Source organism: Azohydromonas australica DSM 1124 (genome assembly GCF_000430725.1).
GTDB classification, from domain to species: Bacteria; Pseudomonadota; Gammaproteobacteria; order Burkholderiales; family Burkholderiaceae_C; genus Azohydromonas; species Azohydromonas australica.
Genome location: NZ_AUMO01000032.1, coordinates 107,752 through 131,512 on the forward strand (window position 1 = coordinate 107,752; position 23,761 = coordinate 131,512).

Consider the following 23,761-nt stretch of genomic DNA (forward strand, 5'->3'; position numbering starts at 1 on the left):
CGCCCGGCGCGCTCACTTCCCCGCGCTGCGCGCCGGCGGCCCGAACTGCTGGGTGGGCTTCGGCGCCTGCGCGTACAGCGGCTGCACCCGCGGCAGCCGGGCCTGGATGTCGCGGATGCGCGTCGCGCCGGTGGGGTGCGTGGACATGAAGGCCAGCGGCTCGCCCTGGCTGGCGGCCATCATCTTCTGCCACAGGCTCACGCCGGCGGCCGGGTCGTAGCCCGCGCGCGCCGCCAGCTCCATGCCCACGATGTCGGCTTCGGACTCGTCCTCGCGGCTGAACTTGAGCGTCAGCAGCTGGCCGCCCATGCCCAGCACCTGGTTGCCCAGGTTGCCCAGCCCCAGCAGCGCCGACAGCGCCCCGGCGCCCAGCTGCGTCGCGGCCGACTTGCCCATGCGCTCGCGCGCGTGCTCGCGCAGCGCGTGCGCCACCTCGTGGCCCATGATCGTCGCCACCTCGGCGTCGCTGAGCTGCAGCTGCTGCAGGATCCCGTAGAAGAACGCGATCTTCCCGCCCGGCATGCAGAAGGCGTTGAGCTCCTTGCTGCCGATCAGGTTCACCTCCCACTTCCACTGCCGCGCGCGCTGGTTCCAGTCGTCGGCGAAGGGAATGATGCGCTGCGCGATGTAGCGCAGCCGCTGCAGCTGCTGGTTCGACTCCGGCGCCAGCGCCCGCTGCTGCGAGGCCTCGGACAGCATCTTGCGGTACTGCTGCGCCGCCGCGGCCTCCACCTCCTCGGCCGGCACGAGCTTGGAGAAGGTGGACTCCGAGCCCACCTCCTCGCGCACGCCCTGCGCCATGGCCGGCAGCAGCGCCCCGCTCAGCAGCGCCCCGGTGAACAGCCGCCGCGACGGGCTGACGAGGCAACCCGCGCAGCGGCAGCCGGCGTGCGCCAGCGGCGCGGAGGAGATGTCTGCATCGGTGCGGAAGGCGTCGGTGCTCATGGCGTGCGGTTGCCGGACAAGGCGGCGTGTTGATCGTTGGAATGGCTCAGAACGGGCACGGTGCATGCCCGGCTGACGCGAGTTGGGGATTTCATGGAGGCCCTGCAAGGGCCGGGCAGCGCGCGGCCCATCGAATCAGTCGTCGGCCGCCGCGGGCGCGTCGGGGTCCACCTCCAGCGCGCGCACGCTGGCGCGCAGCGCCCACAGCATCGCCAGCGCCGGCAGCGCCGCCAGCGTGGAGACGATGAAGAAGTCAGGCCAGCCGATGGACTCGGCCAGCACCCCCGCCAGCGGCCCCACCCACACGCGCCCCACCGCCGCGAAGGCGCTCAGCAGCGCGTACTGCGTGGCCGTGAAGCGCTGGTTGCACAGGCTCATCAGGAAGGCGACGAAGGCCGCGGTGCCCATGCCGCCGGAGAGGTTCTCCAGCGCCACCACCAGCAGCAGCCCGCCGTCCACCGGCGTGGGCTGCGCCAGGTGCAGGAAGCCCCAGTCGAAGGCCGGCACCACCAGGCCCGGGATCACGCCCTTGCCCGACACCGCCAGCCACCAGAAGCCCAGGTTGCTCGCCATCTGCAGCAGCCCGAACACCAGCAGCGAGCGCCACAGGCCGAGTTTCAACATCAGCGCCCCGCCCACCAGCGCGCCCAGGATGGTCAGCCACAGCCCGATGAGCTTGTTGACCACGCCCACCTCGGCCGGGCTGAAGGCCATGGCCTTGAGCAGGAAGGGCGTCAGCAGCGAGCCGGCGAAGGCGTCGCCCAGCTTGTAGAGCACGATGAAGGCCAGGAACGCGCCCGCGCCGGGCTGGCTGAAGTAGCTGCGCAGGCCCTGCAGCAGCGTCTCGAACTGCGCCTTGCGCGCGGCCCAGGCCGCCAGCGGCAGCGTGAAGCCGATGCCCAGCATCAGCGCCAGCAGCTCGGTCCACTTGGTCTGCAGCGCAGGCGCCAGGGCGCTGCCGCTCCACAGCGGCGCCAGCAGCAGTTGCGCCAGCGGCAGGGCAAAGCGGTCGCTGAGCAGGTAGCCCGCGGCCACGGCGGCCATGACCGCCAGGAAGCCGGTGACGTCGTGGCGCGCGAGCGTGCGCGGCGCGGTGGCGCGCGGCAGCCGCGGCAGCAGCACGGCGGAGACGACGGCGGCGCCGATCATCAGCATCGCCATCAAGCGGTACACGGCCGGCCATGTAAAACCGCCGCCCTGGGCCGGGTCGGTCCAGATCAGCGCCACGCCGCCGGAGAGGATCATCGCCAGCCGGTAGCCCATGACGTTGAGCGAGGAGCCCAGGCCGCGCTCGCGCGCGGGCAGCAGGTCCGTGCGGTAGGCGTCGATCACCACGTCCTGCGAAGCGGAGAGGAAGGCCACCGCCACCGCCAGCAGCGCGAAGACGCGCGTGGCGCCCGCCGGCGGCGTGGAGGCCATGAGCAGCAGCGCGCCGGCCAGCAGCAGCTGCGTGAGCACCAGCCAGCCGCGGCGCCGGCCCAGCCCGGGCGGCTCGAAGCGGTCCATCAGCGGCGCCCACAGGAACTTGAAGGTGTAGGGCAGGCCCACGAGGCTGAGGAAGCCGATGGTGGCCACGTCCAGCCCCTCGGCCGAGAGCCAGGCCTGCATGGCCTGCCCGGTGAGCGCCAGCGGCAGCCCCGAGGCGAAGCCCAGCAGCGTGACGGCGAGAAAGCGGTGGATGGCGGCGGCGCGCTGGGCCGGGGTGCGCGCCGCGGCCGCGGCGGCGGTGGAAGGAGGCATCGCGGGATTCTAGGCAGCCGGGTTGGCCGGCCTGCCCGGGCTCAGCCGCCCGTCCCCGCCTGCGCCGTCTGCTGCTTGTGGATCTCCATCGCCAGCGCCAGCAGCTGGTCGCGCGGCAGGTCGCCCACCAGCGCGTAGCCGCAGCCGCTCTCGACCCAATAGAACAGGTTGAGCCCGTCCTGGCGCTCGAAGCGGAACGCCGCCGGCGTGCCGGCCTCGGGCTTGCGCAGGTACACCGTGACGCGGTGCTTCTCGCTGTCCTCGTACATCAGCTGCGCGCTCGGCCCCTCGGCATCGGGCAGCAGCCGCCCGCCCACCAGCGTGAAACCCTGGGGCTGCAGGTCGAACAGCTTCACCGGCAGCGCGGTGCGCTTGGTGAGCCAGCGCACCAGGTGCTCCTCGTTGGCGCCCACTTCCACCGGGTGGCGCTGCTCCGGGGCGTACACCGCGTGCGCCACCGCCGCGCGGTGCACCCACTGCCGCGGCGACTGCGCCAGCGGCTCGGGCAGCAGGTCCTGCCAGCGCCACATCGCCCCCGCCCCCAGCACCGCGCCGCCGCCCACCAGCAGCAGCACCGCCGCGGCGCGCGCCCACGGGCGTTGCGACAGCGGCCGCGGGCGCAGCAGCCGCTGCATCGAGGCTGGCACCGGCTCGCTCAGCACCAGGTCGAAGCGCGCGCGCAGCGCGTCGCGGTCGGCCCCCCACTGGCGCACGCGCTCGGCGTCCTGCGGGTGCTCGCGCAGCCATTGCTCCACCTGCGTGCGCTGCGCGGGATCGAGCTCGTCGTCCAGCCACGCGCTGAGCAGTTCGTCATCGATGCGGTCGGCGTCCATTCCCTCGTGCCTTTTCACTGCGCTCAGACCACGCGCCGCAGGTGCGAGCGCGATGGGGGCTTGCCGTCGCTCAGGATCCGGCGCAACAGCAGCCGCGCGCGGCTGATGCGCGACATCACGGTGCCCGGCGGGATGCGCAGCACCTGCGCCGCCTCGGCATAGCTCAGCTGCTCCACCACCACCAGCAGCAGCGGCTCGCGCAGCTCCGGCGTGAGCGTGCGCAGCGCCGCCAGCAGATCCAGCCGCAGCCCGATGTCCGGCGGCTGCACGGCCTGGCGATCCAGCTCCTGTTCCATGCGCTCGGGCTCCAGCACCGACAGCCGCGCCTCGCGCCGCAGCCCGTCCTGGTGCGCGTTGTGCGCGATGGACAGCAGCCACAGCAGCAGGTCGCGCCGCTCGTCGAACTGCTGCCAGCGCGACAGCGCCCGCTCCAGCGTGCTCTGCACCAGGTCGTCGGCGCGCGGGCCGTCGAACACGAGCGAGCGCGCATAGCGGCGCAGCCGAGGGATGGCCGCCAGCAGCAGCCGCTTGAAGTTGTCCGGAGCATCCACTTGCGAGGGTGTACGAGTGGCGTCGCCCCATTATTCCCATGTTGCGCAATTTTCCTGGCGCATGGCAGGGCCGCCCTTGTGCGGGGCGCGTGCGCCTCCACCATCGGGAGATGGACGCCTCCAACTCCACCCATGTCGCCTGCCCGCACTGCGCGGCGCTCAACCGCATTCCCAGCGCCCGGCTGGCCGAGGACCCGGTGTGCGGCCGCTGCGGCCAGGCCCTGCTTGACGGCCGGCCGCTGGCGCTCACCGACGCCGACTTCGAGCGCGTCGTGGCGCGTACCGAGCTGCCGGTGATCGTGGACCTGTGGGCGCCCTGGTGCGGCCCCTGCCGCAGCATGGCGCCCGCCTTCGAGCAGGCCGCGCGCGAGCTCAAGGGCCGCGCGCTGCTGGTCAAGGTGGACACCGACGCCAACCCGCACACCGCCGCGCGCTTCCAGGTGCGCAGCATCCCCACGCTGCTCAAGCTGCAGCAGGGCCGCGAGGTGGCGCGCCTCAGCGGCGCGATGCCGGCGGCGCAGATCGTGCGGTGGGCCGGGGTCTGAGCGGCGGGCCGCGGCGGCCGCTCAGGCCGGCGCCTTCGCCTGCGCCCCGAAGCGCAGCGAGAAGCAGCTGCCCTCGCCCACGTGGCTTTCCACCTCGATGCGCGCGCCCAGCAGCTCCGCCAGGCGGGCGCTCAGGTGCAGCCCCATGCCGGTGCCCTCGGGGCGGCGGCGCGGGTCGCCCACCTGCGTGAAGGCGCCGAAGAGCTTCTTCTGGTCCGCCTCGCTGATGCCCACGCCCGTGTCGCAGACCTTCACCAGCGTTTCCCGGCCTTCGCGGCGCAGCTCCAGCCGCACCGCGCCGTGCTCGGTGAACTTGATGGCGTTGTTGCTGAGGTTGATCAGGATCTGGCGCAGCGCGCGGCGGTCCACCTCCAGCACCGGCGCGCCCTCGGGCATGTCGAGCTCGAAGGCCAGCGACTTGGCCTGCGCCAGCGGCATCAGGCTGGCATGCACCTCGCGCAGCAGCGCGGCCACGTCCACCGGCTCGGGGCTGAGCTGCACCATGCCGGCCTGGATGCGCGCCACGTCCAGCAGGTCGTTGATCAGCGACAGCAGGTGCTCCGCGCTGCTCTTGACGATGCCCAGCTGCCGCTCCTGCTCCGACGTGAGCTCGCCGCTGAGCCGCATGAGCAGGATGCCGGTGAAGCCGATGATGGCGTTGAGCGGCGTGCGCAGCTCGTGGCTCATGGTGGCCAGGAAGCGGTCCTTGGCCTGGTTGGCCACCAGCAGCGCCGCGTTCTTTTCCTGCAGCTCGCGCTCGAAGCGCTTGCGCTCGGTGATGTCGCGGATGGCGCTCATCACGAAGCGGCCTTCCTCGGTGTCCAGCGGGCTCAGGCTGATCTCCACCGGGAACTCCTCGCCGCCCCCATTGCCGTCGCCGCGCAGCCCGTAGAGCTCCAGCCCCGCGCCCATGCTGCGCATCTGCGGCGTGCCGTGGTAGCGCGTGCGGTGGCCGATGTGCGCGTGGCGGTAGCGCGTGGGCAGCAGCGCCTCGATGGAGGAGCCCAGCACCTGGTCGCGCGGACGCCCGAACAGCCGCTCGGCCTGGCTGTTGAAGAGCACGATGCGTCCGCTGTCGTTGACGATGACGATGGCGTCGGGCACCGACTCGAGCAGGTTGCGGTAGCGCTGGCCGATCCACTGCGCGTCGCGCGCCACCTTCTGTGCCGTCACGTCGCGGTAGCTGTCGATGAAGCAGCGCAGCTCGCCGTTGCCGTCCGCGCCGTCCTCGCGCACCATGCGCTTGAACAGGTCCACGTACAGCAGCCGCCCGTCCTGGTGGCGGCACATGGCCGCGCGGGCCTGGGCCTCGCCGTCGAGCAGCGCGCGCTGCTGCAGCGCGGCGTGCTCCTCGGCGCGGTCCGCGGGCACCAGCAGCTCCACCAGCGGGCGCCCCAGCGCCTCCTGGGCCGTGTAGCCGAAGGTCTGTTGCGCCATGCGGTTCCACAGCCATACCTCCCCTTCGGGCGAGGTGACGATCAGCGCCTGCGGCGCCTCGTCGATGAGCAACTGCTCCAGGCCCCGGCGGGGCAATGCGTAGTCCACGTGGCTCCTCGGTCCACTCCAGGCTCCGAATCTAGCGCAGCCATGCGTTAGCGGGCATTCAAACGCGGGGGGCTTCTACACTGCCGCGCCTTTTTCCCGAATTGCCCGCAGTGCTGGAGCAACCCCTCATGAGCTTTTTCCCCCGCTGGCGTCCCGTGGACGCCCCCCCCGGCGCCGTGGTGGCGCCCGACGAGCGCCTGCCCTGGGCCCAGACCGCCGCGCTGGGCGTGCAGCACGTCATCGCCATGTTCGGCGCCACGGTGCTGGCGCCGCTGCTCATGGGCTTCGACCCCAACGTCGCCATCCTGATGAGCGGCGTGGGCACGCTGATCTTCTTCGTGCTCACCGGCGGGCGCGTGCCCAGCTACCTGGGGTCGAGCTTCGCCTTCATCGGCGTGGTCATCGCCGCCACCGGCTACCAGGCCGGCGGCCCCAACGCCAATTTGCCCGTGGCGCTGGGCGGGATCATCGCGTGCGGCGCGCTGTACGTGCTGCTGGGCCTGCTGGTGTCGGCCGCCGGCACGCGCTGGATCGAGTCGCTGATGCCGCCGGTGGTCACGGGCGCGGTGGTGGCCGTCATCGGGCTGAACCTGGCCTCGGTGCCGGTGAAGAACATGGCGCCCACGGGCTTCGACGCCTGGATGCAGGCCGCCACCTTCGTCAGCGTGGCGCTGGTGGCGGTGTTCAGCCGCGGGCTGGCGCAGCGGCTGCTGATCCTGGTGGGCCTGCTCATCGCCTCGCTGCTGTACGCGCTGCTGACCAACGGCCTGGGGCTGGGCAAGCCCATCGACCTCTCGGCCGTGGCCGCGGCGCCGTGGTTCGGGCTGCCGCGCTTCGCGGCGCCGGTCTTCGACGGCCACGCCATGCTGCTGATCGCGCCGGTGGCGGTGATCCTGGTGGCGGAGAACCTGGGCCACCTCAAGGCCGTGGGCGCCATGACCGGGCGCGACATGAACCCGTACATGGGCCGCGCCTTCATCGGCGACGGCCTGGCCACCATGGCCAGCGGCGCCATCGGCGGCACGGGCGTGACCACCTACGCCGAGAACATCGGCGTCATGGCGGCTACGCGCATCTACTCCACGGCCATGTTCGTGGTGGCGGCGCTGGTGGCGCTGGTGCTGGGCTTCAGCCCCAAGTTCGGCGCGCTGATCCAGGCCATCCCGCTGGCGGTGATGGGCGGCGTCTCGATCGTGGTCTTCGGCCTGATCGCCGTCTCCGGCGCGCGCATCTGGGTCTCCAACCGCGTGGACTTCTCCGACAACACCAACCTCATGGTCGCGGCCATCACGCTGGTGCTGGGCACGGGCGACTTCACGCTGCGCTTCGGCGACTTCGCCCTGGGCGGCATCGGGACGGCGACCTTCGGGGCGATCGGGCTGCACGCGCTGCTGCGCAGGGGGAAGCGGGGCTAGACCCTCAACACCCTCTGCAGCGTCGCCAGCAGCTTGGACGCGTCGATGGGCTTGGTGAGGAAGTCGTTCATGCCGGCGGCCAGCGCCTCGTCGCGCTCGCACGGCAGCGCCGCGGCGGTCAGGGCCACGATGGGCAGCGTCTGCGGGTCGAAGCGCCGGCGCAGCTCGCGCGTGGCCTCGCGCCCGCCCATGCGCGGCATCTGCATGTCCATCAGCACCGCCTGGAACGGGCGGTTCTCCTGCAGCGCGCGGTCCACCGCCTCCAGCGCCTCCAGCCCGTCGACGGCGCCCGTCACCTGCGCGCCCCACTGCTGCAGCATGGCCGTGGAGATGGTCATGTTGACGAAGTTGTCCTCCACCATCAGCACGCGCACGCCCGCCAGGGCGTGCGCCGACGGCACGGGCGCGGGTGCGGGCAGCACCACCGGGGCCGCGCCCGCGGGCAGCGGCAGCTCGAACCAGAAGCGCGCCCCCCGCCCCGGACGGCTGGCCACGCCCACTTGGCCGCCCATGAGCTGCGCCAGCTCGCGGCAGATCGACAGCCCCAGCCCCGTGCCGCCATGGCGCCGCGTGGTGGAGTCGTCGGCCTGGATGAAGGGCTGGAACAGCTGCGCCTGCGTGGCCGCATCCAGCCCCGGGCCGGTGTCCTCCACCTCGAAGCGCACCCGCTCGCACGCCACGGCGCGCGCGCTCAGCCGCACCATGCCCTGCTCGGTGAACTTCAGCGCGTTGCTCAGGTAGTTGCCCAGCACCTGGCGCAGCCGCACCGGGTCGCCATGCGCGCCCTGCGGCAGCGCGGGGTCGATGTGCAGCTCCAGCGCCAGGCCGTGCGTGCTGGCGATGGCGGCGTAGCCGCGCTGCAGCCGCTGCAGCAGCGCCTGCAGGTCGAAGTCCTGCGGGTGGATGTCGAGCTTGCCGGCCTCGATCTTGGACAGGTCCAGGATGTCGGAGATCACCGCCATCAGCGTGTCGGCGCTGTCGAGCATCTGCGCCAGGTACTGCTGGCGCTTGTCCTCCTCCAGCCCCGGCGCGCGAGCGAGCTGCGCCAGGCCCACCAGCGCGTTGAGCGGCGTGCGCAGCTCGTGGCTGGTGTTGGCGAGGAAGGCGCTCTTGGCGCGGCTGGCGGCCTGCGCCTGGTCCAGCGCCTGGCGCAGCTGCAGCCGCGACTGCTCGCGCAGCGCTTCGGCCGCCGCCGTGGCCCGGCGCGCCACCGTGAAGTCGCGCCCCACGCCCCAGTAGCCCAGGAAGCGGCCGCGCGCGTCGTGGCGCGGCTCGCCGCTCACGCGCAGCCAGCGCAGCGCGCCCGGCCCGGCTTGCCAGGTGATGCCCACCTCGCGCAGCGGGCGGCAGCCCTGCAGCTCCGCGCGCTGGGCCTCGATCACCGCGGCGTCCGCGCGCAGCGCCGGCAAGGCCCACAGCGGCTGGCCCCAGGGGCCGGGCAGCGCCTGGAACCGGCCGCGGCGGTCACGCCGCAGCACGCGCGTGAGCCGCCACTGGTCGTCGGTCTCCCAATAGAACTCGGCCGCCACGGACAGCAGCGCTTCGAAGCGCTGCCCGCCGTCGGCGCCCTTGTGCAGGAACATCTCCAGCACGCCGTTGAGCACGCGCCCGCCCGCGGCGCCGGTGAGCAGCACCACCACCTGCAGCGCGAACTGCAGCGCCAGCGGCTGCGCCCCGTGGGCCGGCAGCGCGCCGGTGTGGTGTCCCCACGCCAGCGCGCCCAGCAGCAGCAGGCCCAGCGCGTCCACCAGCAGCGCCGTGCGCTTGCGCGCCACGGCGCCGCACATGCAGGCCAGCACTGCCAGGAAGCCGCTGCCCGCGCCGCCCAGGCCGCGGTCCACCAGCCACGCGATCAGCGCGACGGGCAGCAGCGCCGCCAGCGACACGCGCCGCACGGCCGCGTCCAGTGCGCCCTCGCGCGTGCGCAGCGCGCACAGGCTCACGCCGCACAGCAGCAGCTCCGACAGCAGCAGCGCCACGCGCTCGGCGCCTTCCACCTGCACGCCGGGCAGCGCCAGCAGCGCGCCGCTGCCGGCCGCCGCCGCCGCCGCGGTGGCAAAGAAGAAGCGCGCCACGCGCGGACGCACGTCCTGCTGCGGCTCGGGCAGCAGGCCCGCTTCGGCGCGGGATGTCAGCGCGCTCCACATGGCCTGCTTCCGCCGGGAAGACTCAGCCGGCGCGGGCGGCGTTGAGCACGTCGCGCGTGCGCTGCGCCTCGGCGCGGGCCGCGGCCGCGAAGTCCGCGCCCGAGCTGGCGTAGAGCACGGCGCGCGAGGAATTCACCATCACGGTGCCGCCCGGGCGCAGCCCGGCGCGGATGGTGGAGGCCGCGTCGCCACCCTGCGCGCCCACGCCGGGGATGAGCAGCGGCAGCGTGGGCGCGAGCTCGCGCACGCGCTCGATCTCCGCCGGGAAGGTGGCGCCCACCACCAGGCCGAGCTGGCCGTGGCGGTTCCACGGGCCTTGGGCCAGCCGCGCCACGCGCTCGTACAGCAGCTCGCCGCTGTCCAGCCGCTGCGCCTGCAGGTCGCTGCCGCCGGGGTTGGAGGTGCGGCACAGCAGGATCAGCCCCTTGTCGGGGTAGGCGTCCATGTAGGGCTCGATCGAGTCCAGGCCCATGAAGGGAGACAGCGTGAGCGCGTCGGCCTGGTAGCGCTCGAAGGCCTCGCGCGCGTACTGCTGCGCGGTGGAGCCGATGTCGCCGCGCTTGGCGTCCAGGATCACCGGCACGCCCGGCGCCACGCGGTGGATGTGCTGCACCAGCCGCTCCAGCTGCTCCTCGGCGCGGTGCGCGGCGAAGTAGGCGATCTGCGGCTTGAAGCAGCTCACCAGGTCGTGCGTGGCCTCGACGATGGCGGCGCAGAAGTCGTAGATGCGCGAGGCGTCGCCCTTCCAGTCGCCCGGGAATTTCGAGGGCTCCGGGTCCAGGCCCACGCACAGCAACGACGGGCTGCGCGCCTCGGCGGCCTGGAGCAGGTCGGTGAACTTCATGGGGAATCCGTGTTGGGGTTCGGAAATGCCGGTGGCGGCCTGCTTATCGGCACGCCGGGGCGGCGTGTGAGGGCCGGCGCGGCCGGAAATGCATCCCGGCGCCGCGCCCTGCCCTCTCTGGGACTCAGATCCGCTTGGCCAGCGCCTCGGCGCAGCCGGTGTAGCTGCCGGGGGTCAGCTCCTTCAGGCGCGCGCGCTCGCCTTCGGGCAGCTCCACCAGCGTGTCGATGAAGCCGGCGATGGCCTCGCGCGTGATGGCCTTGCCGCGGGTCAGCTCCTTCAGGCGCTCGTACGGGTTGGGCAGGCCGTAGCGGCGCATCACGGTCTGGATCGGCTCGGCCAGCACTTCCCAGGAGGTGTTCAGGTCGGCGGCCAGCGCCTCGCGGTTGAGCTCCAGCTTGTCCAGGCCGCGCGACAGCGATTCCAGGCCCAGCACGGCGTAGCCCAGCGCCACGCCCATGTTGCGCAGCACGGTCGAGTCGGTCAGGTCGCGCTGCCAGCGGCTGATGGGCAGCTTCTGCGCCAGGTGCGTCAGCACCGCGCTGGCCAGGCCGAAGTTGCCTTCGGCGTTCTCGAAGTCGATGGGGTTGACCTTGTGCGGCATCGTGCTGGAGCCGATCTCGCCCGCCTTGGTCTTCTGCTTGAAGTAGCCCAGGCTGATGTAGCCCCAGACGTCGCGCGACCAGTCCACCAGGATGGTGTTGGCGCGGGTGACGGCGTCGAACAGCTCGGCCATGTAGTCGTGCGGCTCGATCTGGATCGTGTAGGGGTTGAAGGTCAGGCCCAGTTGGCCTTCCACCACCTGGCGGCTGAAGGCTTCCCAGTTGACGGCCGGGTAGGCCGAGAGGTGCGCGTTGTAGTTGCCCACCGCGCCGTTCATCTTGGCCAGCAGCTTCACGTCGGCGATGCGCGAGCGCGCGTGGCGCAGGCGGGCCACGACGTTGGCGATCTCCTTGCCCACGGTGGTGGGGCTGGCGGTCTGGCCGTGAGTGCGGCTGAGCATGGGCTCGGCGGCGAACTGGTGCGCCATGGACGCCAGGCGCTCGATGACGCGGTCCAGCGTCGGCAGCAGCACCTGCTCGCGCGCGGCCTTGAGCATCAGCGCGTGGCTGGTGTTGTTGATGTCCTCGCTGGTGCAGGCGAAGTGCACGAACTCGCCGGCGGCGTGCAGCTCGGCCTGGCCTTCGAAGCGGGACTTGATCCAGTACTCCACGGCCTTGACGTCGTGGTTGGTGGTCTTCTCGATGTCCTTGATGGCCTGCGCGTCGGCCTCGGAGAAGTTCTGCACCAGGCCGCGCAGCAGCTCGCGCGCCGCCTGCGACAGCGGCATGAACTCGGCAAAGCCGGCGTCTGACAGCGCGATGAACCACTCGACCTCGACCTGCACGCGGCGGTGCATCAGGCCGAACTCGGACAGCAGGGGGCGCAGCGCAGCCACCTTGGCGGCATAGCGGCCGTCCAGCGGCGACAGGGCGGTGAGGGCGGAAAGGTTCATGGCGGGAGCTTCCGAATTCAGACGGGCAAACCCTCAATTGTAGGTGTGCCCCCTCTTGACATCCGTTGGCTTGCCCGAGGCCACGCTCGGCCTTTGCGAGGCCACCGGCGCGTGCCGCAGGCCTGGAAAAGGAAAACGGCAGCCGGGCGCAAGGCGCGGCTGCCGTTTGGGGGTGCACCGGGGCCGCCGCGAAGGTGGCCCGGTACGCAAGGGATCAGGCGCGGGTGCGGCGGCGGCGCACCGCCCCGAGGCCGGCCAGCGCCACGCCGGCCAGCGCCAGCGAGCCGGGCTCGGGCACCGCGCCGATGGGGGCGTAGGTGCTGTTCATCTGCCAGCTCAGCACGTCGTGGTTGGCATAGGCGCCGCCCGTGCCCGAGGTGAAGCCGACGTAGGCGTTGGTGGAGCCCAGGTCCAGCGCGATGTCGCGGGTGTAGCTCAGCAGCGCCGCGGTCGGACGGGTCAGCTCCTGCGTCAGGCGCACTTCCAGCTGGTGGCTGCGGCCGTCGTAGTCGACCCAGGCGTTCCAGATGCCGCCGTTGTTCATGTCGCCTTCGGTCACCGGCACGAGCGACACCGAGTTCACGTTGCCGTTCACGTCGAAGCCCACGTGGTTGCCGTTGTTGGCGTCGCCGGCCCCGTTGTTCCAGGTGTCGAACTCGATGCCGATGCTGTGCTGGATGCCGCCGTAGCCGATGCCCTGGCCGACGCTGCCGACGTTGTTCGACACGGTCTGGATCGCGAAGACCAGGCCGTCGGCGCCGCAGCTGCTGCCCTGGCACATGCCGCCGGCATTGGTGAAGCGGAACTGGAAGTAGGTGCTGAAGGACGCGTTGTCCGCCAGCGAAACCGTGTTGGTGGAGAAGGCGCTGCCGCCCTTGTAGTTCTGCGCCGACGTCACCCGCAGGGCGCCATTCACGGCCGCGGCTTCGCCGTTGAGCTTCAGGCCGGCCGTGCTGGAGAAATCGGCGTAGTTGAACACCGTCGAAGCGCCGGCATGCAGGCACGTCAGGGTGGCGGCAACCGCAAGCGCGGAACGAAGAATGATTTTTTTCACGAAGGCAACCCCTCAAACTGGCAGGTGAGTAACGAAATAGCAAGGTCCGTACCGTTTGCCCAAGCTGTTGATTTAATTGGGGTTTTATTTCTTGCCGCTTGGTGTGGTCTGGGGGGTGTAAAGAAGTCCGACAACCAGGGGCCCGCGCCGTCCCTTGCGCCGTGGCGTCCTGGGCGCTGCTTCGCCGCTTGGGCCGTGCGTGCCGTGTCCGTGGCGGGCCGTGTGCAAAAGCCTTGCGCCATCTGGAACAGCTCTTGCGTCAGGCCGTGTACAACACACGAATCACTTGAAGGAGGGGATTCCCATGCATTCGATGCCTCGTCGTCCGCTGTTGGGCCTGCTGGCCGGTGCCGCGCTGGTGGCCGCGGCCGGTCCTGCGCTGGCGCAGTCCAAGCTCAAGGTGGCGGCGATCTACACCGTGCCGGTGGAGCAGCAGTGGGTCAGCCGCATCGACAAGGCGCTCAAGGCCGCGGCGGCGCGCGGCGAGATCGAGTACGTGTTCAGCGAGAACGTGGCCAACGCCGACTACGAGCGCGTGATGCGCCAGTACGCCGAGGGTGGCAACGCGCTGGTGGTGGGCGAGTCCTTCGCGGTGGAGGCTGCAGCGCGCAAGGTGGCCAAGGACTATCCCAAGGTCGCCTTCCTCATGGGCAGCTCCGGCAAGCCGCAGGCGCCCAACTTCTCCGTCTTCGACAACTACATCCAGGAGCCGGCCTACCTCACCGGCATGGTCGCCGCGGGCATGAGCAAGAGCGGCAAGATCGGCATGGTCGGCGGCTACCCGATCCCCGAGGTCAACCGGCTGATGAACGCCTTCATCGCCGGCGCGCGCGAGGTCAACCCCAAGGCCGAGTTCAGCATCAGCTTCATCAACAGCTGGTTCGACCCGCCCAAGGCCAAGGAAGCGGCCTTCGCCATGATCGACAAGGGCGCCGACGTGATGTACGCCGAGCGCTTCGGCGTGTCGGACGCGGCCAAGGAGCGCAAGGTGCTGGCCGTGGGCAACGTGATCAACACGCAGAGCACCTACCCCGACACCGTGGTGGCCTCGGCGCTGTGGAACATGGAGCCCACCATCGAGGTCGCGCTCAAGAAGGTGAAGGCCGGCCAGTTCTCGGCCGAGGACTACGGCGCCTACTCGACCATGAAGCACAAGGGCTCCGAGCTCGCGCCGCTGGGCACCTTCGAGGCCAAGGTGCCGGCCGAGCTCAAGGCCCGCGTCAAGGCCAAGGAGAAGGCCATCCTCGACGGCTCCTTCGTGGTCAAGGTGGACGACAGCGCCCCGAAGGCCAAGTAAGCGCACGAGCCGCAGTCCCGGGCTTTTCCCGTGAGCGACCCCTCCCCTGCCGCCGCCGACGCGCCGCTGCTGCGGCTCTCCCACATCAGCAAGCGCTTCGGCGCGCTGGTGGCCAACGACGACATCTCGCTGGAGCTGGGCCGCGGCGAGGTGCTGGCCCTGCTGGGCGAGAACGGCGCGGGCAAGAGCACGCTGATGGCGATCCTGTTCGGGCACTACCTGCCCGACGCGGGCCGCATCGAGGTGGACGGCAGGCCGCTGCCGCCGGGCGACACCCGCGCCGCGCTGGCCGCGGGCATCGGCATGGTGCACCAGCACTTCACGCTGGCCGACAACCTGAGCGTGCTGGACAACGTGATGCTGGGCACCGAGCCGCTGTGGCAGCCCTTCTCGCGCCGGCGCGCCGCGCGGGAGCGGCTGCTGGCGACGGCGCAGCGCTTCGGGCTGCACGTGGACCCGGAGGCGCGCATCGGCGAGCTGTCCATCGGCGAGCGGCAGCAGGTGGAGATCCTGAAGGCGCTGGTGCGCGGGGCGCGGGTGCTGATCCTGGACGAGCCCACCGCGGTGCTGACGCCGCAGCAGAGCGAGGCGCTGTTCGCCACGCTGCGCGGCATGGTGCGCGAGGGGCTGTCCATCGTCTTCATCAGCCACAAGCTCGACGAGGTGCGGCGCGTCTCGGACCGCGTCGCGGTGCTGCGCGCGGGCAGGCTCGTGGCGCGCTTCGACAGCCTGGAAGGCGTGGACAAGGCGGTGCTGGCCGAGGCCATGGTGGGCCGCGCGCTTGCACCGGCGGGGCGCAGCGTGCGCCAGCCCGGTGCACTGGTGTGCCGGCTGCGGGACGTGCACGTGGCCGGCAAGCCGCGCCCGAAGCTCGACCGCGTGACGCTGGAGCTGCACGCCAACGAAATCCTGGGCATCGCCGGCATCTCGGGCAACGGCCAGCAGGTGCTGGCGGACCTGCTGTGCGGCGTGCAGGCGCTGGACGGCGGCACGCTGGTGTTCGAGGGCCGGCGGCTGCCCGCGCGGCCGCGCGCCTGGCTGGCCGCGGGCGTGGCGCGCATCCCGGAGGACCGCCACGCCGTGGGCGCCATCGGCGACCTGGCGCTGTGGGAGAACGCGGTGCTGGAGCGCTACGCGGGCGCGAGTTTTTCAATCCTGGGCTGGCTCAGGCGCCGCCGCGCGCAGGCGCATGCGTTGTCGCTGGTGAAACGCTTCGACGTGCGCGGCACCGAGGGCGGCGGCCTGGCGACGCCGGCGCGGCGGCTGTCGGGCGGCAACCTGCAAAAGCTCATTCTGGGCCGCGCGCTGGCGGGCGACCCGGCCGCGCCGGCGCCCAAGCTGATCGTGGCGAACCAGCCGACCTGGGGCCTGGACGTGGGCGCAGTGGCCTACGTGCACGGCCAGCTGCAGCAGGCCTGCGCCGAAGGGGCGGCGCTGCTGCTCATCAGCGACGACCTGGACGAGCTGTTCGCCCTGTCGGACCGCATCGCCGTGATGCACCACGGCCGCCTGGGCGCGGCGCGCAAGACGGCTGAATGGACGCGGGGCGAGATCGGCCTGGCCATGGCGGGCGCGGCGGCGGCGCCGGTTTCTTCTTCTTCGACCGACGAGGTGGTGCATGCGGCTTGAACGGCGCGCCGCGCCTTCACGCGCCATGGCGCTGGCCGCGCCGCTGCTGGCCGTGGCGCTGACGCTGGCGCTCAGTGCCGCGCTGGTGGCCTGGGCCGGCGCGCCGGTGGGGCGCGCGTACTGGCTGCTGATCGAAGGCGGCTTCGGCTCGCGGCTGGCGCTCACGGAGACGCTCACGCGCGCCACGCCGCTGATCCTCACCGGGCTGGCGGCGGCGGTGGCCTTCCGGGCGCGGCTGTGGAACATCGGCGCCGAGGGGCAGCTTTACGCCGGCGCGCTGGCCGCGGTGGCGGTGGCCGGCGCGGGCGGCTCCTTCGCGTTGATGATCGCCGCCGCCATGGCCGCGGGCGCGCTGCTGCTGCTGGGGCCGGCGCTGCTCAAGCGGCTGGGCGTGGACGAGGTCGTGACCACGCTGCTGCTGAACTTCATCGTGCTGCTGGGCGTGTCGGCCATGCTCGACGGCCCGATGAAGGACCCGATGGCCATGGGCTGGCCGCAGAGCATCGCGCTGCCCGAGGAACTGCAGATCGGCAACCTGGTGCCGCGCAGCCGGCTGCACAACGGGCTGCTGGCGGCACTGGGGCTGGCCGCGGCGCTGGCCCTGCTGCTGCGGCAGACCACGCTGGGCTTCGAGATCCGCGCCGTGGGCGCCAACGCGCGCGCCGCGGCCTTTGCCGGCATGCCAGTGCAGCGGGTGACGGTGCTGGTGGCGCTGATGTCCGGCGCGCTGGCCGGGCTGGCCGGCGCGATCGAGGTGGCGGGCCGCGCCGGCTACCTGACGCTGGACATGTCGCCGGGCTACGGCTACAGCGGCATCGTGGTGGCGATGCTCGCGGGGCTGAACCCGCTGGGCGTGGTGGCGGCGGCCACCTTCGTCGCCGGCATCCTGGTCGGCGCCGACGGCATGAGCCGCCAGGTGGGCGTGCCCACCTACATCGCCGACGTGATCGTCGCGCTGGCGCTGATCACCATGCTCATGGCGACACTGCTGGTGAACTACCGCGTGGCATGGCGCCGGCCGGCGGCGGTGGGAGGGACGGCGTGATGCGGGGCCGTCTTGGTGAATTCGGGCTGTTCTGTCGCACGAAGCACGAGCGGCAGCCCTTCCACTTCGTCATTCCCGCGAAGGCGGGAATCCAGGCGGTCCCCAAGCAGGCTGCAAGCAATGACGTTGGAAGGTGGGCCGTTCCGAATTCCTGGCGTGCGAACGTTGTCGCTGGCGATCAGGCGTGGGACCGCCTGGATTCCCGCCTTCGCGGGAATGACGGAATAGTGGGCGTGGCGCCTCAGCTCACGGCTGGCGACAGCACCGCTTCTGCTCTGAACGGCGGTGCGGCATGAGCGAAATCCTCGACCTCCTCTCCGCCGCCCCCTTCTGGGTCGCGGTGCTGCGCATTGCCACGCCGCTGGTCTTCGGCACGCTGGGCGTGCTGCTGTGCGAGCGCGCCGGGGTGCTGAACCTGGGCGTGGAAGGGATCATGGTCGCCGGCGCCTTCGCCGGCTGGCTCACCGTCTATGCCGGCCACGGCCTGTGGAGCGGCGTGCTGGTGGCCGCCGCGGTGGGCGCGCTGCTGGGGCTGCTGCACGCCTTCCTGACCGTCACGCTGGCGCTGAGCCAGCACGTCGCCGGGCTGGGCCTGACGCTGCTGGCCACCAGCCTGGCGAGCTACGCCTACCGCGTGAGCTTTCCCAAGGTGGAGCGCCCGCCCACCATCACGCCCTTCGAGCCGCTGAGCGCGCTGCCCGTGCCGGTGCTGGCCGAGCAGACGGCGCTGACGCTGCTGGCGCTGGGGCTGGTGCCGCTGCTTGCGTACTTGCTGCACCGCACCCCCCTGGGCCTGGCGATCCGCATGGTGGGCGAGAACCCGGCCGCCGCCGAGGGCCAGGGCCTGTCGGTGGCGCGGCTGCGCACCGGCGCGGTGGTGGCGGGATCGGCGCTGATGGGCGTGGCCGGGGCCTTCCTCACGCTCTCGGCCTTCAACGCCTTCTACTTCAACATGGTCAACGGCCGCGGCTGGGTGTGCGTGGCGCTGGTCGTCTTCGCCTCGTGGCGGCCGGGCAAGGCCCTGCTGGGCGCCCTGCTGTTCGCCTTCTTCGACGCGTTGCAGTTGAGGCTGCAACAAGGCGGCGCCGTGGAGGCGCTGCCCTACCAGGTGTGGCTGATGCTGCCCTATGCCATGGCCATCGTCGCGCTGGTCGTGATGGCACGGCGGGCGGCTTATCCTCAAGCCTTGATGAGGCCCTACCGCAAGGGCGAGCGCTAGCTACCAGTTAAGCAGCAGGAAGGAGACCGTGATGAGCACCGAATCGTCCACCTCCACCAAGGGCGGCAGCCACATACGGCTGACGTCCCATCCCGGCCAGGGTGCCGGCGGTGCGCCGGCCATCCACTGGGGGGCGGCGGATCCGAAGGAGCGCGGGCCGCTCATCGGCACCACCGCCAACCGCAGCCAGCGCAACGTCATCGGCACGCACAGCGGCAGCTACGGCGTGTACCGCGCGCTGGCGGTGGCCGCGGGCAACCTGACCAAGGGCCACCGCGCCGACCTCACCAACACCGCGCCCACCGAGCGCATCGGCCCCTACCCGCAGTGGGCCGACCCGGAGAAGATCGTCTCCATCGACCCCTGGGGCGCCTCGGTGGCGGAGGTCTTTGCCGAGCAGCTGGCGCAGGGCGTGGACATCCGTCCCACCATCGCCGTGACGCAGGCGCACATCCACCTGCCCGAAGTGCGCCAGGCGCTGGCGTTCCAGCGGCTGCAGGTGGACGGGAAGATCCTGCTGGAGGACAGCTCCGCCACCGTCACCAAGATCGCCGTGGAGCCCGTGTGGTGGCTGCCCGGCGTGGCCAAGCGCTTCGGCGTGAGCGAGGCGGTGCTGCGCAAGACGCTGTTCGAGGAGACCGGCGGCATGTACCCGGAGCTGGTCACGCGCGGCGACCTGGAGGTGTTCCTGCCGCCCATCGGCGGGCAGACGCTCTACGTCTTCGGCAAGGTGCAGGACCTGGCCAACCCCGAGGTCACGCTCACGGCCCGGGTGCACGACGAGTGCAACGGCTCGGACGTGTTCGGCTCCGACATCTGCACCTGCCGGCCCTACCTGACACACGCGATCGAGGAGTGCATCAAGGGCGCGCAGGCCGGCGGCGTGGGGCTGATCGCCTACAGCCGCAAGGAGGGCCGCGCGCTGGGCGAGGTCACGAAGTTCCTGGTCTACAACGCGCGCAAGCGCCAGGTGGGCGGCGACAGCGCGGACAAGTACTTCCTGCGCACCGAGTGCGTGGCCGGCGTGCAGGACATGCGCTTCCAGGAGCTGATGCCCGACGTGCTGCACTGGCTGGGCATCCGCAAGATCCACCGCCTGGTGAGCATGAGCAACGACAAGTACGACGCCATCACCGGCAGCGGCATCGAGGTGGGCGAGCGCATCAAGATTCCCGACGAGCTGGTTCCCGCGGACGCCCGGGTGGAGATCGAGGCCAAGATCGCGGCGGGCTATTTCACCGACGGCAGCGTGCCGGACGCCGACCGGCTGGCGGCCACGAAGGGGCGCAACCTTGTCGAATGACCTCAACCCCACGCTGAGCCCCGGCGACGTGGCCGAGGGCGTGCGGCGGCTGCGCCAGGCCGCCACGGTGCGCGAGCGCTGCGCCAACCTCACGCAGGCGGTGCGCGAGGGGCGCTCGGAGCATTTCCGGCTCGACGAGTCCCGGCTGGACGAGGTGGCGCAGCGCATCGCGGCGCTGACCCGCGCGCGCTTCCCCGACGGGCGCGTCCCGCTGCACAGCCGCTGGCGCCATTTCGAGGCCGGCGGCGTGAACCGGCTGGCCGAGGTCGATGCCAGGCTCGCCGGCCACAGCCAGGTGGCGCGGGCGCGGGCGCACATCGAGCTGGTGCTGATCAGCGTGCTGCTCGATGCCGGCGCCGGCGCGCAGTGGCAGTACGTCGAGACGGAGACGGGGCAGACCTTCACGCGCTCCGAAGGGCTGGGGGTGGCGAGCCTGCGCGGCTTCCTGGCCGGCGCCTTCTCCAGCGACCCGGGCGATCCCTGCCGGGTGGACGCCAAGGCGCTGTCGCGCCTCGACGTGCCCACGCTGGCGGCGATCTTCCAGGTGCGCGAGATCAATCCGCTGCTGGGCCTGGAGGGCCGCGTCGCCCTGCTGCGCCGGCTGGCGCAGGCGCTGCGCGCGCAGGTCGAGACCTTCACGGCCGATGGCCGCCCGGGCCACCTGTTCGACGCGCTGACGCACCACCACCACGCACCGCGGCTGCACAACCACCACGTGGTGCCGGGCAGCACGGCGCTGCACCACCAGGTGTCGGCGGCGCGGCTGCTGCAGGCGCTGCTGGACGCCTTCAGCGCCATCTGGCCCAGCGGGCAGCAGTTCATGGGCGTGCCAGTGGGCGACGCCTGGGCGCATCCGCTGGCCGGTGGCGAAGGGCCCAGCGCCGGCTGGGTGCCCTTCCACAAGCTCAGCCAGTGGCTCAGCTACTCGCTGGTCGAGCCTTTCCAGGCCGCGGGCGTGCAGATCACGGGGCTGGAGGAGCTCACCGGGCTGCCCGAGTACCGCAACGGCGGGCTGCTGCTCGATGCCGGCGTGATCCAGCCGCTGGACGCGGAGTTCGGCACCCGGCTGCGCGTGCCGGGCGAGCAGTGGGTGATCGAGTGGCGCGCGCTGACCGTGACGCTGCTCGATGCCCTGCTGCCGCGCGTGCGCACGCTGCTGGGCGACGACGCACTGCCGCTGGGCTGCCTGCTGGAGGGCGGCAGCTGGGCGGCAGGGCGGCAGATCGCCGCCGAGCGCCGCGGCGGCGGCGCGCCGCCGGTGGCCATCGACAGTGACGGCACCGTGTTCTGAGAAGTCCGGCAGCCACAAGCCAGAAGACACAAGCACCGATTCACCACGAGGGAGAAGGCCCATGCCCGTCGTTCACGTCATCGACCATCCGCTGGTGCAGCACAAGCTCACGCTGATGCGCGAGAAGGACCGCAGCACCAACAGCTTCCGCCGGCTGATGCACGAGCTCAGCATGCTCATGGCCTACGAGGTCACGCGCGACATGCCCACGCAGCTGATCGACATCGAGACGCCGCTGGAGACCATGCGCTCGCCGGTGATCGACGGCAAGAAGACCGTGTTCGTCTCGGTCATGCGCGCCGGCGGCGGCTTCCTGGACGGCATGCTGGAGATCATTCCCGGCGCGCGCGTGGGCCATGTCGGGCTGTACCGCGACCCGCGCACGCTGATGGCGGTGGAGTACTACCTCAAAATGCCTGACCAGATGGAGGAGCGCGACGCCATCGTGCTCGACCCGATGCTGGCCACCGGCAACTCCGCCGCGGCGGCGGTGGAGCGGCTCAAGGAGTTCAAGCCGCGCTCGATCCGCTTCGTGAGCCTGCTGGCCGCGCCGGAGGGGCTGCAGAACTTCCACGCCCAGCATCCGGACGTGCCGGTGTACACGGCCGCCATCGACCGCCAGCTCGACGAGCACGGCTACATCCTGCCGGGCCTGGGCGACGCCGGCGACCGGCTCTTCGGCACCAAGTGATGCAGATGCAGGACTTGCTGTTGCGCAACGTGGCGCTGCCCGACGGGCGCGCCGGCGTGGACGTGCTGGTGCGCGAGGGGCGCATCGCCGCGGTGGGGCCGGCGCTGCCGGCGCCGCAGGGCATTCCCGCCCTGGACGGCGGCGGCTGGCTGCTGAGCCCGCCCTTCGTGGACGCGCATTTCCACATGGACTCCACGCTCAGCCACGGCCAGCCGCGGGTGAACGAAAGCGGCACGCTGCTGGAAGGCATCTCGCTGTGGGGCGAGCTGAAACCGCTGCTGACGCAGGAGGCGCTGGTGGAGCGTGCGCTGCGCTACTGCGACTGGGCCGTGGCGCGCGGGCTGCTGGCGATCCGCTCGCACGTGGACGTCTGCGACCCGCGGCTGCTGGCGGTGGAGGCGCTGCTGCACGTCAAGCGGCAGGTGGCGCCCTACCTCGACCTGCAGCTGGTGGCCTTCCCGCAGGACGGCGTGCTGCGTTGCCCGGGCGCTCTTGAAAACCTCAAGCGCGCGCTGGACCTGGGCGTGGACGTGGTGGGCGGCATCCCGCACTTCGAGCGCACCATGGCCGACGGTGCCGAGAGCGTGCGGCTGCTGTGCGAGCTGGCGGCCGAGCGCGGCCTGCGCGTGGACATGCACTGCGACGAGAGCGACGACCCGCTGTCGCGCCACGTCGAGACGCTGGCGCAGCAGACGCACCGGCTGGGGCTGCATGGGCGGGTGACGGGCTCGCACCTCACGTCCATGCACTCGATGGACAACTACTACGTCTCCAAGCTGCTGCCGCTGATGGCCGAGGCGCAGCTGCACGCGGTGGCGAACCCGCTCATCAACATCATGCTGCAGGGCCGGCACGACACCTACCCGAAGCGCCGCGGCATGACGCGCGTGCCGGAGCTGCTGGCCGCGGGCGTGAACGTGGGCTTCGGCCACGACTGCGTGATGGACCCTTGGTATCCCCTGGGGTCCGCCGACATGCTCGAAGTCGCCGCGATGGGGCTGCACGTGGCGCAGCTGGGCTCCGTGGCCGGGCAGCGCGCCTGCTTCGACGCGGTGACGGTGAACAACGCGCGCGTCCTGGGGCTGGAAGGCTACGGGCTGGAGCCGGGCTGCCGTGGGGATTTCGTGCTGCTGCAGGCGCGCTCGCCGCAGGAGGCGATCCGGCTGCGGGCGCCGCGGCTGCTGGTGGTGCGTGGCGGGCGGGTGCTGGCGCGCGCGCCGGTGCAGGCGGTGGCGCTGGAGCTGCCGGGCCGGCCGGCGCGGGTGGACTTCACGCTGGCGCCGCCAGCCCGGGACGAGCCCGGGGTGGCGCCGCCGGGCGGTCCGGAGGCGGGCCCCTAAAATCGGCCCCAACACAAACACAGGCAGGCATGAAGCTCATCGGATCGCTCACCAGCCCCTACGTGCGCAAGGTGCGCATCGTGATGGCGGAGAAGAAGCTGGACTACCAGTTTCTGCAGGAAGACGTATGGAACAGCGACGCGATCCTGGCCTCCAACCCGCTGGGCAAGGTGCCCTGCCTGATCACGGAGTCCAACGACGCGGTGTACGACTCGCGCGTGATCGTGGAGTACGTGGACACGCTCTCGCCGGTGGGGCGGCTGATCCCGGCGGCGGGCCGTGAGCGCGCCGAGGTGCGCACCATCGAGGCGCTGGCCGACGGGATGCTGGACGCGTCGATCCTGGCGCGGCTGGAGCTGACCTGGGGCGGCCGCAGCGAGGCCCAGCGCAGCCCGGCCTGGGTGGACCGCCAGATGGCGCGCGTGCACAGCGCGCTCAAGGCCATGTCGCAGGCGCTGGGCGACGATGCCTGGTGCGTGCACAACCATTTCTCGCTGGCCGACATCGCCGTGGGCTGCGCGGTGGGCTACCTCTCCTTCCGCTTCCCGCACATCGACTGGCGCGGCGACCATCCCAACCTGGCGCGCCTGTCGGACAAGCTCGAAGCGCGCGCGAGCTTCATCGCCACGGCCGTGCCCAAGGGCTGACGAAGGGTTGATCTGCCGCAGGCGCCGCCCTGGCGCCGCGGCCCGGGACGGTGTCGGGCGTGGCCTATACTGTTCTTTCAGCGCCGATTTGTTCCGGATTGCGGGCGCTCAACAAATGCAGCTAAAGAGGGACGCCCAGACCCGGTGTCCGCTTTCAGCGACGCCGGGTTTTTTGCTTCTGGAGG

The 23,761-nt window shown here is 71.7% G+C and carries 20 protein-coding genes; 11 read left to right on the forward strand and 9 right to left on the reverse strand.

Going from position 1 to position 23,761, the window contains the following annotated elements; genetic code table 11:
- Window positions 1-12: 12 nt before the first annotated feature.
- The 4 genes from H537_RS0104425 to H537_RS0104440 form a co-directional block, all read right to left on the reverse strand.
- Window positions 13-945, reverse strand: coding sequence for a M48 family metallopeptidase (locus tag H537_RS0104425; RefSeq protein WP_051241818.1), 933 nt, complete (start codon window positions 943-945; stop codon window positions 13-15).
- Window positions 946-1,080: 135 nt separating this feature from the next.
- Window positions 1,081-2,685 (reverse strand): AmpG family muropeptide MFS transporter, encoded by a 1,605-nt coding sequence (locus tag H537_RS0104430; RefSeq protein WP_084150422.1) that lies wholly within the window; start codon window positions 2,683-2,685, stop codon window positions 1,081-1,083.
- Between the two features lie 41 nt (window positions 2,686-2,726).
- Entirely contained in the window at window positions 2,727-3,518 is a 792-nt protein-coding gene (locus H537_RS0104435; RefSeq protein ID WP_028996931.1) for an anti-sigma factor family protein, read from the reverse strand.
- 23 nt (window positions 3,519-3,541) lie between these two features.
- On the reverse strand, window positions 3,542-4,069 hold the full coding sequence (locus H537_RS0104440; RefSeq protein WP_051241821.1) for an RNA polymerase sigma factor: 528 nt from the start codon (window positions 4,067-4,069) through the stop codon (window positions 3,542-3,544).
- Between the two features lie 110 nt (window positions 4,070-4,179).
- Here H537_RS0104440 and trxC point away from each other — a divergent pair, with 110 nt between their 5' ends.
- Window positions 4,180-4,614: a thioredoxin TrxC gene (gene trxC, locus H537_RS0104445; protein ID WP_028996933.1), complete on the forward strand. Its 435-nt coding sequence runs from the start codon at window positions 4,180-4,182 to the stop codon at window positions 4,612-4,614.
- A gap of 21 nt (window positions 4,615-4,635) precedes the next feature.
- On the opposite strand, the gene H537_RS0104450 is transcribed toward trxC, so the two are convergent.
- On the reverse strand, window positions 4,636-6,159 hold the full coding sequence (locus H537_RS0104450) for a PAS domain-containing sensor histidine kinase (protein WP_238446602.1): 1,524 nt from the start codon (window positions 6,157-6,159) through the stop codon (window positions 4,636-4,638).
- A 128-nt stretch (window positions 6,160-6,287) separates the two neighbouring features.
- Between H537_RS0104450 and H537_RS0104455 the strand changes: the two genes are divergently transcribed.
- Complete coding sequence (locus tag H537_RS0104455) at window positions 6,288-7,574, forward strand: solute carrier family 23 protein (protein ID WP_028996935.1); 1,287 nt, start codon at window positions 6,288-6,290, stop codon at window positions 7,572-7,574.
- On the opposite strand, the gene H537_RS41135 is transcribed toward H537_RS0104455, so the two are convergent.
- The 4 genes from H537_RS41135 to H537_RS0104475 form a co-directional block, all read right to left on the reverse strand.
- Window positions 7,571-9,721 (reverse strand): hybrid sensor histidine kinase/response regulator, encoded by a 2,151-nt coding sequence (locus tag H537_RS41135; RefSeq protein ID WP_051241824.1) that lies wholly within the window; start codon window positions 9,719-9,721, stop codon window positions 7,571-7,573. The genes H537_RS0104455 and H537_RS41135 overlap by 4 nt on opposite strands.
- 22 nt (window positions 9,722-9,743) lie before the next feature.
- Window positions 9,744-10,565 carry an orotidine-5'-phosphate decarboxylase gene (gene pyrF / locus H537_RS0104465; RefSeq protein ID WP_028996936.1) on the reverse strand — a complete coding sequence of 274 codons (822 nt, stop codon included), beginning with the start codon at window positions 10,563-10,565 and terminating at the stop codon, window positions 9,744-9,746.
- Window positions 10,566-10,689: 124 nt separating this feature from the next.
- Window positions 10,690-12,060: an adenylosuccinate lyase gene (gene purB, locus H537_RS0104470; RefSeq protein WP_028996937.1), complete on the reverse strand. Its 1,371-nt coding sequence runs from the start codon at window positions 12,058-12,060 to the stop codon at window positions 10,690-10,692.
- 214 nt (window positions 12,061-12,274) lie between these two features.
- Window positions 12,275-13,039 carry a lectin-like domain-containing protein gene (locus H537_RS0104475; protein WP_051241827.1) on the reverse strand — a complete coding sequence of 255 codons (765 nt, stop codon included), beginning with the start codon at window positions 13,037-13,039 and terminating at the stop codon, window positions 12,275-12,277.
- A 379-nt stretch (window positions 13,040-13,418) separates the two neighbouring features.
- Here H537_RS0104475 and H537_RS0104480 point away from each other — a divergent pair, with 379 nt between their 5' ends.
- The 9 genes from H537_RS0104480 (at window position 13,419) to H537_RS0104520 (ending at window position 23,576) form a co-directional block, all read left to right on the forward strand.
- Window positions 13,419-14,411: a BMP family protein gene (locus H537_RS0104480; RefSeq protein WP_043458186.1), complete on the forward strand. Its 993-nt coding sequence runs from the start codon at window positions 13,419-13,421 to the stop codon at window positions 14,409-14,411.
- A 30-nt stretch (window positions 14,412-14,441) separates the two neighbouring features.
- The gene (locus H537_RS41140) at window positions 14,442-16,040 is read left to right on the forward strand and encodes an ABC transporter ATP-binding protein (RefSeq protein ID WP_051241830.1); all 1,599 of its coding nucleotides are present in this window, start codon (window positions 14,442-14,444) and stop codon (window positions 16,038-16,040) included.
- On the forward strand, window positions 16,030-17,085 hold the full coding sequence (locus H537_RS0104490) for an ABC transporter permease (RefSeq protein ID WP_028996940.1): 1,056 nt from the start codon (window positions 16,030-16,032) through the stop codon (window positions 17,083-17,085). Before H537_RS41140 ends, H537_RS0104490 begins: the two co-directional genes overlap by 11 nt.
- Before the next feature lie 292 nt (window positions 17,086-17,377).
- Complete coding sequence (locus H537_RS0104495; RefSeq protein WP_028996941.1) at window positions 17,378-18,304, forward strand: ABC transporter permease; 927 nt, start codon at window positions 17,378-17,380, stop codon at window positions 18,302-18,304.
- A 31-nt stretch (window positions 18,305-18,335) separates the two neighbouring features.
- Complete coding sequence (locus H537_RS0104500; RefSeq protein WP_028996942.1) at window positions 18,336-19,607, forward strand: GTP cyclohydrolase II; 1,272 nt, start codon at window positions 18,336-18,338, stop codon at window positions 19,605-19,607.
- On the forward strand, window positions 19,597-20,898 hold the full coding sequence (locus H537_RS0104505; protein WP_156901391.1) for a URC4/urg3 family protein: 1,302 nt from the start codon (window positions 19,597-19,599) through the stop codon (window positions 20,896-20,898). The genes H537_RS0104500 and H537_RS0104505 overlap by 11 nt, the downstream gene beginning before the upstream one ends.
- Before the next feature lie 61 nt (window positions 20,899-20,959).
- Entirely contained in the window at window positions 20,960-21,589 is a 630-nt protein-coding gene (gene upp / locus H537_RS0104510) for a uracil phosphoribosyltransferase (RefSeq protein ID WP_028996944.1), read from the forward strand.
- A 5-nt stretch (window positions 21,590-21,594) separates the two neighbouring features.
- Window positions 21,595-22,929, forward strand: a complete 1,335-nt coding sequence (locus tag H537_RS41145; protein WP_051241877.1) for an amidohydrolase family protein — start codon at window positions 21,595-21,597, stop codon at window positions 22,927-22,929.
- A 29-nt stretch (window positions 22,930-22,958) separates the two neighbouring features.
- Window positions 22,959-23,576, forward strand: a complete 618-nt coding sequence (locus H537_RS0104520) for a glutathione S-transferase N-terminal domain-containing protein (RefSeq protein ID WP_028996945.1) — start codon at window positions 22,959-22,961, stop codon at window positions 23,574-23,576.
- Window positions 23,577-23,761 lie beyond the last annotated feature (185 nt).

Coding starts and splice junctions, on each gene's coding strand:
- H537_RS0104490 (WP_028996940.1), top strand. CDS start 16,030: ATGCGGCTTGAACGGCGCGCCGCGCCTTCACGCGCCATGGCGCTGGCC.
- H537_RS0104480 (WP_043458186.1), top strand. CDS start 13,419: ATGCATTCGATGCCTCGTCGTCCGCTGTTGGGCCTGCTGGCCGGTGCC.
- H537_RS41145 (WP_051241877.1), top strand. CDS start 21,595: ATGCAGGACTTGCTGTTGCGCAACGTGGCGCTGCCCGACGGGCGCGCC.
- H537_RS0104500 (WP_028996942.1), top strand. CDS start 18,336: ATGAGCACCGAATCGTCCACCTCCACCAAGGGCGGCAGCCACATACGG.
- H537_RS0104520 (WP_028996945.1), top strand. CDS start 22,959: ATGAAGCTCATCGGATCGCTCACCAGCCCCTACGTGCGCAAGGTGCGC.
- H537_RS0104495 (WP_028996941.1), top strand. CDS start 17,378: ATGAGCGAAATCCTCGACCTCCTCTCCGCCGCCCCCTTCTGGGTCGCG.
- pyrF (WP_028996936.1), bottom strand. CDS start 10,565: ATGAAGTTCACCGACCTGCTCCAGGCCGCCGAGGCGCGCAGCCCGTCG.
- trxC (WP_028996933.1), top strand. CDS start 4,180: ATGGACGCCTCCAACTCCACCCATGTCGCCTGCCCGCACTGCGCGGCG.
- purB (WP_028996937.1), bottom strand. CDS start 12,060: ATGAACCTTTCCGCCCTCACCGCCCTGTCGCCGCTGGACGGCCGCTAT.
- upp (WP_028996944.1), top strand. CDS start 20,960: ATGCCCGTCGTTCACGTCATCGACCATCCGCTGGTGCAGCACAAGCTC.
- H537_RS0104455 (WP_028996935.1), top strand. CDS start 6,288: ATGAGCTTTTTCCCCCGCTGGCGTCCCGTGGACGCCCCCCCCGGCGCC.
- H537_RS41135 (WP_051241824.1), bottom strand. CDS start 9,721: ATGTGGAGCGCGCTGACATCCCGCGCCGAAGCGGGCCTGCTGCCCGAG.
- H537_RS0104425 (WP_051241818.1), bottom strand. CDS start 945: ATGAGCACCGACGCCTTCCGCACCGATGCAGACATCTCCTCCGCGCCG.
- H537_RS0104435 (WP_028996931.1), bottom strand. CDS start 3,518: ATGGACGCCGACCGCATCGATGACGAACTGCTCAGCGCGTGGCTGGAC.
- H537_RS0104430 (WP_084150422.1), bottom strand. CDS start 2,685: ATGCCTCCTTCCACCGCCGCCGCGGCCGCGGCGCGCACCCCGGCCCAG.